This is a genomic window from Bacteroides fluxus YIT 12057, assembly GCF_000195635.1.
Lineage (GTDB): Bacteria > Bacteroidota > Bacteroidia > Bacteroidales > Bacteroidaceae > Bacteroides > Bacteroides fluxus.
This window is the reverse complement of record NZ_GL882687.1, coordinates 1-14,468: the sequence shown is the minus strand read 5'-3', so window position 1 is coordinate 14,468 and position 14,468 is coordinate 1. Positions and strand designations below refer to the sequence as shown.

General features: G+C 45.5%; 7 protein-coding genes. 4 read left to right on the top strand and 3 right to left on the bottom strand.

Going from position 1 to position 14,468, the window contains the following annotated elements:
* Window positions 1–219: 219 nt before the first annotated feature.
* The 4 genes from HMPREF9446_RS13085 to HMPREF9446_RS13070 all read left to right on the top strand — a co-directional run bounded on the left by HMPREF9446_RS13085 (window position 220) and on the right by HMPREF9446_RS13070 (window position 9,746).
* Window positions 220–3,591, top strand: coding sequence for a TonB-dependent receptor (locus HMPREF9446_RS13085; protein WP_009126165.1), 3,372 nt, complete (start codon window positions 220–222; stop codon window positions 3,589–3,591).
* 21 nt (window positions 3,592–3,612) lie between these two features.
* Window positions 3,613–5,490, top strand: a complete 1,878-nt coding sequence (locus tag HMPREF9446_RS13080; RefSeq protein WP_009126164.1) for a RagB/SusD family nutrient uptake outer membrane protein — start codon at window positions 3,613–3,615, stop codon at window positions 5,488–5,490.
* Between the two features lie 12 nt (window positions 5,491–5,502).
* Window positions 5,503–6,828, top strand: coding sequence for a BT_3987 domain-containing protein (locus HMPREF9446_RS13075; RefSeq protein WP_009126163.1), 1,326 nt, complete (start codon window positions 5,503–5,505; stop codon window positions 6,826–6,828).
* 92 nt (window positions 6,829–6,920) lie between these two features.
* Window positions 6,921–9,746, top strand: a complete 2,826-nt coding sequence (locus tag HMPREF9446_RS13070) for a M60 family metallopeptidase (RefSeq protein WP_009126162.1) — start codon at window positions 6,921–6,923, stop codon at window positions 9,744–9,746.
* A 201-nt stretch (window positions 9,747–9,947) separates the two neighbouring features.
* Here HMPREF9446_RS13070 and HMPREF9446_RS13065 read toward each other — a convergent pair whose 3' ends face one another.
* The 3 genes from HMPREF9446_RS13065 to HMPREF9446_RS19320 all read right to left on the bottom strand — a co-directional run bounded on the left by HMPREF9446_RS13065 (window position 9,948) and on the right by HMPREF9446_RS19320 (window position 14,340).
* Window positions 9,948–11,783, bottom strand: a complete 1,836-nt coding sequence (locus HMPREF9446_RS13065; RefSeq protein ID WP_009126161.1) for an erythromycin esterase family protein — start codon at window positions 11,781–11,783, stop codon at window positions 9,948–9,950.
* Window positions 11,784–12,195: 412 nt separating this feature from the next.
* Window positions 12,196–13,995 (bottom strand): translational GTPase TypA, encoded by a 1,800-nt coding sequence (typA, locus tag HMPREF9446_RS13060; RefSeq protein WP_009126160.1) that lies wholly within the window; start codon window positions 13,993–13,995, stop codon window positions 12,196–12,198.
* A 210-nt stretch (window positions 13,996–14,205) separates the two neighbouring features.
* Window positions 14,206–14,340, bottom strand: a complete 135-nt coding sequence (locus HMPREF9446_RS19320; protein WP_009126159.1) for a hypothetical protein — start codon at window positions 14,338–14,340, stop codon at window positions 14,206–14,208.
* Window positions 14,341–14,468 lie beyond the last annotated feature (128 nt).

Below are 14,468 nucleotides of genomic sequence, written 5' to 3'. Positions count from 1 at the left end.
AGTTCATGTTGAACTTAACCGTATAGAGCCGAATATAAGTCCCCTACAATAGTAAGAATTGTTTAACCCTTAAAAAAAAGAAGAATGAAAACCTAAAAAAGAATCTGAATTACAATGGAATAAAGCTACTTGAAGTTTTTTTAATATCACCAAGTTCAACATGAACTTGTTTTAAGTAGAAGCAATTTATAAGTTAACCTTTTATTAATCCAAAGAAATATGAAGAATTCATATCTAAGACAATGGTACCTGATATGTACCTTAACATTGTTATTGTTTCCCACTTCCATCAGTGCCGCCCAAGACATAATAAGTATCCAGGGCAAAGCGCTCAGCATGGAGCAAATCATTAAAATGATTGAAAGTAAAAGCAGCTACACTTTCTTCTTCAAATCCGACCTCGTCAATAACTTGAAGAAACAAGACATCAACTGCGAAGGCACAATCAGCGAAGTACTCGACAACGTATTGAAAGGAACCGGTATCAGCTATGTATTGAAAGAAAAAGAAATCATCCTGAAAAATGACAAACTTTCTGTCCCTTCAACCCAACAAGCCAAAAAAAGAGTCATTACCGGTACGGTAATCGGTTCTGACGTCAAAGAACCCGTCATCGGTGCCAGTATCTGGTTGAGAAACAGCTCTACAGGTACAGTAACCGACATTGACGGAAAGTTCTCCATCACAGTTGAAGGCGTAGGCGGTGTCCTCGAATTTTCGTACATAGGCTACAAGAAAAAAGAAATCGCAATCGGTAGCAGTAACGTTATCAACGTAACTCTTGATCCCGACACAGAGGTTCTGGATGAAGTCGTGGTAGTAGGCTACGGCCATCAAAAGAAAGAGAGTGTGGTAGGAGCCATTTCCACAATCGATGCCAGCAAGCTCAGAGTACCGGGCTCCTCAATTTCCAACGTATTGGCCGGACAACTGGCAGGTATCGTTGCCATGACCCGCTCGGGTGAACCCGGCAAAAGCGGAGCAGCCGACTTTTACATCCGCGGCGTGTCTTCTTTCAAAGGCAATTCCAAGCCATTGGTCTTGGTAGATGGCATCGAGCGTGAACTCGACTTGGTAGATACCGATGACATCGCCTCTTTTTCCATCCTTAAAGATGCTTCCGCCTCTGCCGTATATGGTGTGCGCGGTGCCAATGGCGTTATTTTGATCACCACTAAAAAGGGAAGCGAAGGAAAGCCCAAGATTGCCGCACGCGCAGAATACGGCATCACCCAGCCTACCAAACTTCCCAAATTCGCCAACTCCGCAGAGTGGGCCGAACTCTACAACGAAGCCAGCGGCACAAAATATTATTCGGATGAAGTCATTGAAAAATATAAGAACGGCACAGATCCGGACTTATACCCCAATGTAGACTGGCTTGACGCTTTGTACAACGACATGGCTTCCAACCAACGCGTCAACCTGAGCGTAACCGGTGGTGGAGACATCTGCAAATACTATGTTTCAGGCTCTTTCTACAACGAAAGTTCTATCTTCAAAAATGCGGGTGATAGATACGATTACAATTCGTCCATCCACTACTACAAATATAACTTCCGTGCCAACATGGACTTTTCTTTAACCAAAAGTACGGTCCTGAACATCAACATGGCGAATATCTACGAAAAATCATTCTCGCCGGGTAACGATAAAAACCAGATTTGGGAATATACTTTCAATACTTCCCCGAATGCTTTCCCTGTAGAATATTCCGACGGAACCATCTCCGCCCCCTCCGCAGCTTCGGGCTTTAATCCCTGGAACCTGCTGGTACATTCGGGCTACCGTGAACAGTTCTGGAACTCATCACAGGCATTGGTAGGGCTGACTCAAGACATGGGTAAACTTTGGGAACCGTTAAAGGGGCTGACAGCCAATGCCAAGTTCTCCTGGGATGCCTACAACACCACCACACAGATCAGACAGAAAACTCCTACCCAATACCACGCCAGCGGCCGCGACGAGAACGGAAACCTGATTTTCGGCAATCCCATCTATTCGGGAAACAACGAACTCGGTTACGAAAAACAAACAGACGGAACCATGACTACCTATCTGGAAGCATCGTTGAACTACAATCGCCTGTTTGCCGAGAAACACCGTGTGGGCGCATTGTTCCTGTACAACCATAAGATACACAACCGCACACAGGATGGTGACAAGTTCAAATCCCTCCCTTACAAGAACCAAGGTATCGCAGGACGTTTGACCTATGCCTTCAAAGATACGTATTTTGCAGAAGTGAACGTCGGCTATAACGGTTCCGAAAACTTTGCGCGCGGACACCGTTTCGGTTTTTTCCCGGCAGTTGCCGTAGGATGGATGGTATCCAACGAAAAATGGTTCCAGCCACTTACCAAGGTCGTTGACATGCTGAAGTTAAAAGCTTCCCACGGTATAGTAGGTAACGATGATATCGGCGGAACACGCCGCTGGATGTATCAATCCACCATCGTAGGCGTAAACCAGCAAGCCCCCCAATCTTGGAATTACGGCGTTTCCGGAGGTGAAGGAGGCTATGGTATCCGAATGGGAGACGTAGAGAACCTGAACGTATCTTGGGAAGAAGCCAAGAAGACCAATGTGGGAGTTGAATTTTCACTCTTCAATAAGGTGAGAGTACAGGCAGACTATTTCCATGAAAAACGTACCGGTATCTTCTTGGAACGTGCCGGTCTTCCCGCCATTGTGGGTTTAAGCAAGGTTCCATATACCAATATCGGTGAAACACTGAACCAAGGTTTTGACGGTACATTGGAGTACTCGCAAAAGGTAGGAGAGGTATTCCTCACTGCCCGCGGAAACTTTACATACACCCATAACGAGCTGCTCAACAACGACGAACCCGACTGGGCCTACAAGTATCAGAACCGCATAGGCAAACCCTTCGGTTCAGGCGGCAGCCTTCAACCATTCGGCCTCGTGGCAATGGGATTGTTCAAGAATCAAGAGGAAATAGACAACAGCCCTCAGCAAACTTTCGGTGAATACCGCGTGGGCGACATCAAGTACCAGGACATCAACGGTGACGGAAAAATCGACTCGCAAGACCAAGTAGCCATCGGCTATACCAACTTGCCCGAGATCATGTACGGATTCGGAGCTACGGCAGAATGGAAAGGATGGGATATCAACGTATTCTTCCAGGGAGTGGCACGCACTTCATTCTTCTTGGGCGGTACTCCTATGACTCCCTTCTCCAGCGGTAACCTGGAAAGAAGCGCCATCAACGCCGATATCTACAGCCACGTATGGAAAAGCACCAACACACCCGAAGCCAACGCAGCCGCCATTTATCCCCGCTTGAGCACCAGCGGCGGTCCCGGTTCGTCCAATAACGGCCAACGATCTACCTGGAACATGCGCGACGGAAGTTTCATGCGTCTGAAGAACTTTGAGCTTGGATATACCATTCCCAAGAAAGTGCTGGACAAAACGTTTGTCAATTCATTCAGAGTCTATCTATCAGGCAACAATTTGCTGACATTCAGCAAATTCAAGCTTTGGGATCCTGAAAAGGGAAATGCTTCCGGAGAAGGTTATCCTCCTTCAAGAGTCATCATGATTGGATTTAACGCAAGTTTATAACATAATAATATATATGTAAAGATGAAAACAATATTAAAAAGATACATGTGGTTTACAAGTTGCATATTGTGCGCCTTGATTCTCTCATCCTGCGAAGACTTTTTGGACAGGCAGGAAGACGAAGCTCTGACATTTGACAAGATTTGGAAGACCAAAGCTACAACCAAACAATATTGGCTGAACAGCATGAGTTTCCTTCCCAATGACGCGGACGATTTCAACTACTCTCCTTGGGTAGGAGCTTCAGACGAAGGTTCGGTGACATATAACCGCGACACACGCTGGATTAATTTCGGCTCATGGAACGCATCTGCGGTTCCTTACGAAAAAATGACTTTTTACTACCGTGGCATACGCGAATGCAACATCTTCATGCAAAATGCGGACAAATGTCTGGAAAACGACCCTACTTTAGAAAAGGCCGAGTTGGAAATGTGGAAAGCACAGTCGCGCTTTGCACGTGCCTACTACTATTTCCTGATGATGCGCATTTACGGTCCTGTCTTTCTGATAGGCGATGAACTGTTGGACTTCACCGCTTCTACCGAAGCCCTGTACCGCCAGCGTAACACATGGGACGAATGTCTACAGTATGTCGTTTCCGAAATGGAAAACTGCATCAACAATCCTGCCATCAAAGACAGCTGGGAAAGTGATACGGAAAAAGGGCTTGCCACCAAGGGTGCCTGCCAGGCTGTAATATCCCGTCTGAAATTGTACGCTGCCCGTGACCTCTTCAACGGTTGCAGACTCTATGCAAACATGAAGAATCCTGATGGCAGCAACCTCTTTCCGGCTACCAATGATCCCCAAAAATGGCTGGAAGCCGCCAATGCCGCAAAAGTATTGATAGACAACCCCATGTATAAGCTATACCGGAGCGGGGACGGTTCCAATCCTTACGAAAACTATTACGGAATCACTCAAGCCCTGTGGAACGATGAGCTAATCTGGACAACCGGATACAAAGGACGCTATACTTTAGGAGTACATACAGCACCTACCGGTCTGTCAGGAACAGCCTACGGCGGTGTAGGCCCCACACAACAGCAAGTGGATGCGTATGCCATGGACAACGGCCGTTACCCGATCAACGGTTATCAGAAAGACGGCACCCCCATCATTGACGAGACCTCAGGCTACTCTGCCGATGAGTTTATGAAAAGCACTTGGACCTATCCGGCATGGGGTGGCGACAAGAACGGATATAACATCGAAGCTCCCAATATGTATAAGAACAGAGAGCCCCGCTTCTATGTCACCGTATTCTTCAGCGACGGTTATTGGAAACATGGCAACGCCAAAACCAAATGCTCCTTCGCCAAAGGAGCCAACTCCAACAAATCCCATGACTATCCTAAAGCCGGTTACCTGCTTAACCGCTTCTACGACCACACCAGTAATTCCGTAAGCGGTTCATGGGGTAACATCACATTCCCCACTTTCCGTCTGGGCGAAATGTACCTCAACTTCATAGAAGCAACGCTGGAATGCAAGAAACGCGGTGTAAGTTTACCGAGTGGATATGAAGAAAAAGCCATGGAACTTTGGGATGACTTGCGCGACCGTTCCGGTCTGGAAGGCATCAAGACTGTTTACCCCGAAGCCACCACAGAAAAACTCATCGAGCTGTGTCGCCAGGAACGCCGCATCGAACTTGCTTTCGAAAACCACCGTTACTTTGACACACGCACTTGGATGATTGCCGAAGATGTGGATGGAGGTCCGATGTATGGCATGGACACACTCTTCCCCGGAACAGGCGACACTGCCCCTGCCGGCTACTGGAAAAGAGTTGTGTTTGAAACACGTGTATTCAACTCAAACCATTATCTATATCCTTTCACACAAAGAGAATTGGATAGAAACAAATTATTAGTTCAAAATTACGGTTGGTAAAAAAAAGAAGATATGAAAAAGAAGATATTAATCACATCATTGCTGGCAGGAATGTTGTTCACAAACACTGCATGCGAGGACAACAAAGAAGAATTCCTAAGCGACTTCAGCACCATCTTGTACTTCAAACAAAGTGGTGAAACTCCCTTGACACTATATAAGACAGGCGAGACAACAAACTATAAGCTCACGGTCAACAAAGCCGGCTCAGAGCTGAACAGTACCACAGAAGTGGCAATCAGCGTCTTGGACAAGGCCGCACTGGACATCTACAATCTTGAGAACCGTACCGAATATGAATTGTTACCCAACGATTGCTACCAGATAGACCAAACAGCCATGTCATTCGCTGCCACTGATCTGTATAAACAGCTGGGAATTGAATTCAATACGGACAAGATTCATGATTTGATCAATGCCGACCAAAAGTCTTATGTACTGCCGTTGCAGCTAACCTCCGCCAACGACTCCGTGAACAGCGAGAAAAACCGCGCTTTCATCATTCCGAGCGTAGAGATTCCTTCTGTCTATTTTGAGAAGAACGGTTACCTCAGCAACAGCATTACCGAAGACGCGGATGAGATAGTGACACTTACCTGCCCTATCAAGATGCTGGTAGATAACCAATGGACATTTGACTGTACGGTTTCGATTGACGAGGCTATGCTCGACCAATACAACCAGGAGAATAATACAGAACTCAAACTGTTGCCGGCCGATGTCTATGAAATGAATAAAACCGTTTCATTTGTCCCCGGTTCAAGCACACAGGACATCGTCATCAAGATAAACAAATCAAAGTTAGGCTTTGAAAATTATGCCTTGCCACTGGTGCTTAGCGACATCACCAACAAGAACTTCGTCATTGACGCAAAGAAAAACAGTTGCATATTCGGTGTGAAATCCAAAATCAACCTGACTGTGGACATGCTTGAGACCAATGCCCTCGAACCTACCGAAGGTGCTTTGAAGAACCTGCTGGACGGTGATGTGGCCACCATGTTCCACTCTGCATGGAGTGTAGCCGTTGACGGAGACCACTATCTGCAGGTCAATCTGAAGAAAGAAATATCCGCCTTCTCGTTTGAGTACACCACCCGCAAGGAAAACGGAAATGCGGCTCCTGCCGAAATCATCGTCAGTGGCAGCAAGGACGGAAAGACCTTCACCGAAATCGTTACCATCAATGAAGGCCTGCCTACAGAAGGCGCCCAGCAGTATGCATCAAAGACCTATACAGCCGACTTCAGCTTCAAGCACCTGCGGTTCACCGTAACCAAGAACAAGACAGGCGGCAAGTTCTTTGTATGGAGCGAATTAGGATTATCCGGCAAATAAGCATTTTTTCTAACCTCTCTATTATCTAAATTTTCTAAAGGGAGAGATACTCATATCCGAGTCTCTCTCCCTTATTTTACATCCTCAATACCATGAAAACTATGACTCGAATTCTTCCTTTTTTTCTTCTGACCCTATTATTCCTGTCTTGTTGCTCATCATGTTCCGACGAAAAGGCTCCCGCTCTGAAACCGGAATTCTCCATTGCGGAAACCGACCTGCAACACGATTGCCAGAAGGAGCAGACCAACATTTCAATTCCGGTAAAAACGAATCTGAACGCCGACGAATGGAGCGTGAAAAGCAATGAAGACTGGTGTCTTGCCACGATATCCCGCAGCACCTCACAACCCTCCATCACCATCGTGGTAAAGGCCAATGAAGAACCCGACGTAAGAAGCACCACCGTAACGGTAAAAACCCCCATCAGCGAACATACGATACGAATCAACCAGTTAGGCTATGGGAAAGCCGTTCTACTGAAAAAATCCTCACCCAAGATAGATGCCGCTGGCGGACAGATGACCGTTACAGTCACGGCCAATGTGGAGTATGACATACAAATGCCCAACGAGCAGGAATGGATTACCCAAGCACCTGCCACCAAAGCCCTGACAGATTATGACCACGATTTCCACATAGCCCCCAACAAGACCTACGAAAGCCGGACAGCGGAAATCAGCTTCATCGCCAGACAAGACCCTGAAGTAAAAGCCGTATGTGTCATCGAGCAAGCCGCCTTGAACGTGGGCACAGACGAGGTCGAAGCCACAGGTGATATTCTGATTAAGCCTACCGGAGGAACCGCCAGCGAAAACCAGCCCGGACAAGGAATAGAGCACTGCTTTGACGGTGTATTCGGCGGTACCCCCTACCACTCCGTCTGGGGACAGCCTGCCCAATTTCCGGTCACGCTGGAATTTACTTTCGACGGTAAGGAAGAAATAGACTACTTCATCTACCATACCCGTGCAGGAAACGGCAACTTCGGCGAAGTAGATGTTTTCACCGCCACCGAAGCCGCTCCCGACTACAAACTATACGGTTCTTTCGATTTCAAGAAACAGAATGCGCCTTCCAAAGTAATCTTCAATTCTCCCCTGAAGAACGCCACCAAAATAAAGTTTTCCGTAAAGAGCGGGGCAGGCGACTTCGTGAGCTGTGATGAAATGCAGTTCTTCAAGAACAATGTCGATGACCGGCTCAAGCAACAACTCCTGACCGTATTTACAGACGCCTCCTGTTCCGAATTGAAAGAAGGGATCACGGATGCGCAGATCAACGCGCTTCCCCCTTATTTTGCCCAAATAGGAACCTATCTGAAAAATGACAAGTACGACGCATGGGAAAAGAAATTCCGCATCCGCGACTACCAGCCCTACAGCAACGTAGAGCTATGGGCTGAAAAGCTGATGACCAAGCGCTACAGCAATCTTGACAATCCTACCGGCATCTACGCCGAAGCAGGTGATTCCATTCTTGTCCTGGTGGGAGATACCCACGGACAATCCGTCTCCATACAGCTGATTCCCGATGTAGAAGCGGGAGGTGACACCTACTTTCTGCACGAAGGCGTCAACAAAATCGGCATCCGCAGAAAAGGCATGCTGTTCATCATGTACACCGCCGACCTGCTTTCGCCCTCGGCGAAACCCGTGCGCATCCATATCCCCCTGAACAGCGGAACAGTCAACGGATTCTTCGACCTGAAGGAAGACCAAACCGACGCCGCCTATGCCGAGCTGCTAAGAAAAGCCACTTACAAGTACTTCTGTGTACGCGGTGAAAAAATCATGTTCTATTTTCACCTGAGCAAGATGCGTGAATACCTACCCAACAACATTCTGTCCGCCATCCACCTCTGGGACAACATCATAGGCTGGCAACAGGAACTGATGGGCATTGATGACGTGCGCCCTTCACAGGTAAACAACCACATCTTCGCCATTTCGCCCGAAGACGGCTACATGTGGGCTTCGGACTACCGCATCGGGTTTGTATATACCTACCTGAACAACATCCTCCTGTACGATAATGTGATGGCAGCCAAAGACAACGCCTGGGGTCCTGCGCACGAAATCGGGCACATCCACCAGCGTGCCATCAACTGGCCAAGTTCCACCGAATCATCCAACAACCTGTTCTCCAACTACATTCTCTACAAACTGGGGAAATACTGTTCACGGGGTTCCGAACTGAGCGCACTTGCCACCGCACGCTGCATCAAAGGAAATGCCTGGTACAACATGGGAACTTCCACCCACCAGAACGAGGACACCGAAATTCACATGCGCATGAACTGGCAGCTGTGGAACTATTACCACCGCTGCGGTTATCAACCGGACTTCTGGCAGAAACTCTTCAGACTGCTGCGCGAAAACCGGATCTCCGAAAGTGACCCCGGAGCCGGCCAGCTACTGTTCGCACGGATGGCTTGCCAAGCCGCCAACCAAAATCTGACCGAATTCTTTGAACGCTGGGGCTTCTTCGAACCGGTAGATAACGTGACAATCGAGCAATACGGCAGCTGGAACTATAACGTGACTCCCCGCATGATCAGCGAAACCAAGGCCTTCATGGCTCGTTTCCCCGCTCCCCGGCATGCATTCTATTATCTGGAAGACCGCAAGAACGGAGATGTGGGGATAGACAAGTACAAAGTGGGCGATGTAGGGCACTATTCGCAGTTCAAGAACAACCAGAAAATCAGCAAGACTCCCAAGTACAGCCGTTCGGGACAGCGCATCTCCATCAGCAACGGTGACGAAGCGGTTGCCTTTGAAGTGAAGAAAGGAGACAAGCTCCTGTTTTTCTCCAACTTCCTCTCCTTCGAGGTTCCTTCCTCCATAGCTCTGGAAGGTTGCAGCATTTATGCCGTACAGGCCGACGGTCATCGCAAACAAGTCATGGCAGAGTAACAGCCAAGAACGATCTACCAGTTCGAGTAGGAGAAAATTCGATCTCTCACACCACCACGCATGCCGTTCGGCACGTGGTGGTTCCTTAGTTACAAGGAATCTTACATTTCAAAGGAATTAATTTCTCCCGCCACCTCCCCCTACGGGTACTCCTCCCGGAGGAAAATAAAGTTACTCTCATTAATCATTTTCAGTTGACAATTAATATGATTTCAGCCCCTTATGAAGAATAACTGCTCGTTGTTCGGGTGAAACCTTACTTTCGCGAATAAATATAAATGCATCGGTACGCATGCTTATATCACCTTGATAACTAAATTCAGATAATGCATACCCATTCCCGGTATATCTACAAGGCATGCGGAGTGAATTACGCTTGGGATCATAATAGTAAAAACAAAGAAAATTCTTTTCCATGCACCCCTTTTCCAGACTGTTATCAATTGGATACTTTAGTTGCGAGATGTCAGAATCAGCCAAGCTAAGAATCTCTCCTATACCGACAGTGAACCCTATGTTAAAATAGGAGTCGCCATAATATTTCTGAAAATAGTATCCCATTGAATAAATATAAGGATAAATGTTAGAAGTGTTTTTTTTATCCGTATGCCCCCAATGGGCTGAAACAGCGGCAATACAGTCATCTGCTAAGCAATGTTGCATGAACCATTGTGAATTCTGAAACATAAAATAATCTCTGGATTGAAAATTCCGCAGTACCTGTTCCGAAGTTTTTAGAGTATCAAGAAAGACTCTTCTCGATAATGTGTAATAAAAAATATCATAATTGAGGCTTCCCATTACATTCTTCAAATGGCAAATATTCTTTTCCATGTAAATTAAGGCTTCTTCTGCCTGCATTTTCCCTGCTAATAACCGCATCAGGCTGTAAATAATATCCTTGTCTGATTCATTGGAAATGGTAGAGGACTGATTGTTCAGTTGGCCATGATACACGCAAATGGTTTCATATAAAGGATTGAAAACTAGTTCGGGAAAAGTAGCATCTACATTGCCTGCTATATATACTTTGTCATTCTCGGAGGCTTTAAGATTGAATTCTCTTAACCATAAGAAGAAATCCGTCATTTGGTCTCCGTTGAAATTGCCAGACATGATTTGCCATTGCACTATCGTTTTACGTAACTTTTCTTCGGGTAATTTGCCTTGTATCAGCAGATTCCAATATGGAGTATAAGTTATAGGAGATTCGAGTAAAACGAGTCGACACTTATTTTCCAGAATCAACTTTTTTATAAGTTCATATTTATAATATTCAATAGTAGAACTACCATGAACACTCTCACCTAATGCTACAACTTTCTTTCCTTCAGATATACTGATATTCTGATATAAATCAACTGTATCCAAGGGAGTTATATAGTCATCCAGCAATTTGTCCGAACAGGTAAGAGTACTCATGAATTTATGACTGATATCCTGCCCATCCGCTAAGATTTCCATACGATCTAACCACAATTTCTGAGCCGGACCTTGAATAGCTTCCATTGCATCATTCCTTTTCAATGAGTCCTCAGTGCCTACCGCAAAGATGCCTACTAACAGACGCTTCGTTTTTTCCAGCGAAAGACGCAAGGTATCAGCACTCCAGTCTTCATGATTAATCATTACTGAGTCTTGCCCTATAACATCCTCATTCTTGCCAATGCGGATACCTTTCAACATACAAGTTGCCAGATTCTTTGTTTTTGCATACAATATAAATCGGGCTTCATTATCAATATCATCAGGTATTAGAAAATCTTGAAAAAAGAGTACTAATAAAGGAGAAGCATGAAGGAATTTATGTATAGAAGGAGATTGTTCTATACATAAAGGATATTTGTCATTTACTAAAGCAGTACTATCAATCCTCATCAATAATTTATCCCCCTTGTGCCATATAAAATCTGATTCTTTATTATAACTAAAGAATAAATTATACTTATCTGTACTTTGCTGAGCAAACACGGAATTGTTTAGTCCTGTGAGTATTAGCAACAAATACAAGTATCTGACGATTTCCTTATCAAACATATTTTCAATTTCATAAAAGAATTATCCCTCATATTGGTACATATTTCCCGCTTCGTTTTCTTATTACCACTTATCATACTTTGTTTGCTTTGTCAAATCAACAGGTAGAGAAATAAGGCCTTTTAGGGTTAATGTTTCATAAGCTAAGGTCTCCAATTATTTTCTATATACTGACTTCCGACTATCTGATAAATCCGCTTTTATCCTAGTATATTATGGCAGGTGCAGTGTCTATGCTGTACAAGCGAACGGAGAACGCAAAACGGTTAACGTGGAATAATATGTTAATACATCCTTATAATCTATCTCTCTATGATAAATCGTTTTGATCTTTGGTGAAAATAGAAAGTCCGGACTTTCAAAAGTCCAGACTTTCCATAGGCATGTCTCTTATATTATACGAGAAGCTATATCAGTTCTTATTAGCACGTTTGCGCTCATTTTCATCTAGAATAACTTTACGCATACGCATGGATTTCGGAGTAACTTCCACATACTCGTCTTCCTTGATGTACTCCAGAGCCTCTTCCAAAGAGAACTGTACAGGAGGAATCAGGCGAGCCTTGTCATCTGTGCCCGAAGCACGGGTATTGGTCAACTGCTTCGATTTGGTAACATTCACTACCAAGTCCTTGTCATGACTGTGCTCGCCTACCACCTGACCGGCGTAAACTTCTTCCTGCGGGAAGATGAAGAACTTGCCGCGGTCCTGCAACTTGTCGATGGCATACGCAAAGGCCGTTCCGCTTGACATGGCGATAATAGAACCATTGGTACGACGTTCTATCGCACCCTTGAACGGCTGGTATTCCTTGAAGCGGTGCGCCATGATAGCCTCACCGCCCGAAGCTGTCAGGACGTTGGTACGCAGACCGATGATGCCTCGTGACGGCATGTCGAACTCAAGGTTCACACGTTCGCCCGTACTTTCCATCTTCACCAAGTCTCCCTTGCGACGGGTCACCATATCGATCATCTTGCTGGAAAATTCTTCGGGAACGTTGATGGTCAACTCCTCAATGGGCTCGTTTTTCACACCATCTATTTCCTTATAGATTACTTGAGGCTGTCCTACCTGCAGTTCGTATCCTTCACGACGCATCGTCTCTATCAACACGGACAAGTGCAGCACACCACGGCCGGAAACAATCCATTTGCCGTCGTCCTCGCTCTTGCGCACACGCAACGCCAGGTTCTTGTCCAGTTCCTTCATCAGACGGTCGTGTATGTGACGTGATGTCACAAACTTGCCTTCCCTACCATAGAAAGGAGAATCATTGATAGTGAACAGCATACTCATCGTAGGTTCGTCGATGGCGATAGGCGGCAATGCCTCCGGATTCTCGTAGTCGCAAATAGTATCACCGATCTCAAACCCTTCGATACCGACCAAAGCGCAGATATCTCCGGAGGAAACTTCCTGCACCTTCACGCGGCCCATACCCTCAAAAGTATGTAATTCCTTTATTTTTGACTTAACAATGCTTCCGTCACGCTTTACCAAAGACACATTCATACCTTCTCTCAAAGTACCGCGATGTACACGGCCTACGGCAATACGCCCGGTATAAGAAGAATAATCCAAAGAAGTGACCAACATCTGCGGAGTACCTTCCAGCCGCTCGGGTGCAGGGATATTTTCCAGGATGCAGTCAAGCAACGCATAAATATTGTCGGTAGGCTTCTGCCAATCCGTGCTCATCCAATTGTTCTTGGCCGAACCGTAAACAACAGGAAAATCCAGTTGTTCCTCCGTTGCTTCCAGGCTGAACATCAAGTCGAAAACCATTTCATACACTTCCTCGGGACGACAGTTCGGCTTATCCACCTTATTCACGACAACAATGGGCTTCAGACCGATCTGCAAAGCTTTCTGCAAGACGAAACGTGTCTGCGGCATAGGACCTTCAAAGGCATCCACTAACAAGATACATCCATCCGCCATATTCAGCACACGTTCTACTTCGCCTCCGAAGTCACTATGTCCCGGAGTATCAATAATGTTAATCTTAGTGTCTTTGTAGTTGATTGAAACGTTCTTTGAAAGAATCGTTATACCTCGTTCACGCTCCAAATCATTGTTATCCAACATTAATTCACCTGTGCTCTGGTTACTGCGGAAAAGATTTCCGGCCAACAGCATCTTGTCAACGAGCGTCGTTTTCCCATGGTCAACATGGGCAATAATTGCAATGTTTCTAATATTTTGCATATAATACCTATAATTTGGCTGCAAAGTTAGTGATTTTGGATTAGATATATGGTATAGATACACGGCTCTTTCATTTAAAAAATCAACTAAAACAGGAAATAAGCCTTATTTTATAGAGAAAAACGGTAAATTAGCTCACAGCGATGCCGAAGCACCGCTTTCGGCGTCTCTCATCGATATTGTTTTTAAATTTTTAAAGAGGTGAGGGTGTCAGGTAGCTCTACAGGGAGTTTTTTCATATTTTGCCGTCACTCCGTCACTGCTGTCCTGAAACTCCCTCTCCATCGGCATTTGCGTAGTGACGGCAAGCGTGACGGCAAAGTGACGGCAACTGCTTGCCGTCACGCTTATTTATTCCGATTTTATTATAAATATCATGATAACTTTATAATAATCAACCCTTTGCATATTCGTTTATTTTGCGTTTTTCATTGCATGAAAATAACTTTTATTAACGTCGGTTTTAAGCCAAT

Coding starts and splice junctions, on each gene's coding strand:
- HMPREF9446_RS13080 (WP_009126164.1), top strand. CDS start 3,613: ATGAAAACAATATTAAAAAGATACATGTGGTTTACAAGTTGCATATTG.
- HMPREF9446_RS13075 (WP_009126163.1), top strand. CDS start 5,503: ATGAAAAAGAAGATATTAATCACATCATTGCTGGCAGGAATGTTGTTC.
- typA (WP_009126160.1), bottom strand. CDS start 13,995: ATGCAAAATATTAGAAACATTGCAATTATTGCCCATGTTGACCATGGG.
- HMPREF9446_RS13085 (WP_009126165.1), top strand. CDS start 220: ATGAAGAATTCATATCTAAGACAATGGTACCTGATATGTACCTTAACA.
- HMPREF9446_RS13070 (WP_009126162.1), top strand. CDS start 6,921: ATGAAAACTATGACTCGAATTCTTCCTTTTTTTCTTCTGACCCTATTA.
- HMPREF9446_RS13065 (WP_009126161.1), bottom strand. CDS start 11,783: ATGTTTGATAAGGAAATCGTCAGATACTTGTATTTGTTGCTAATACTC.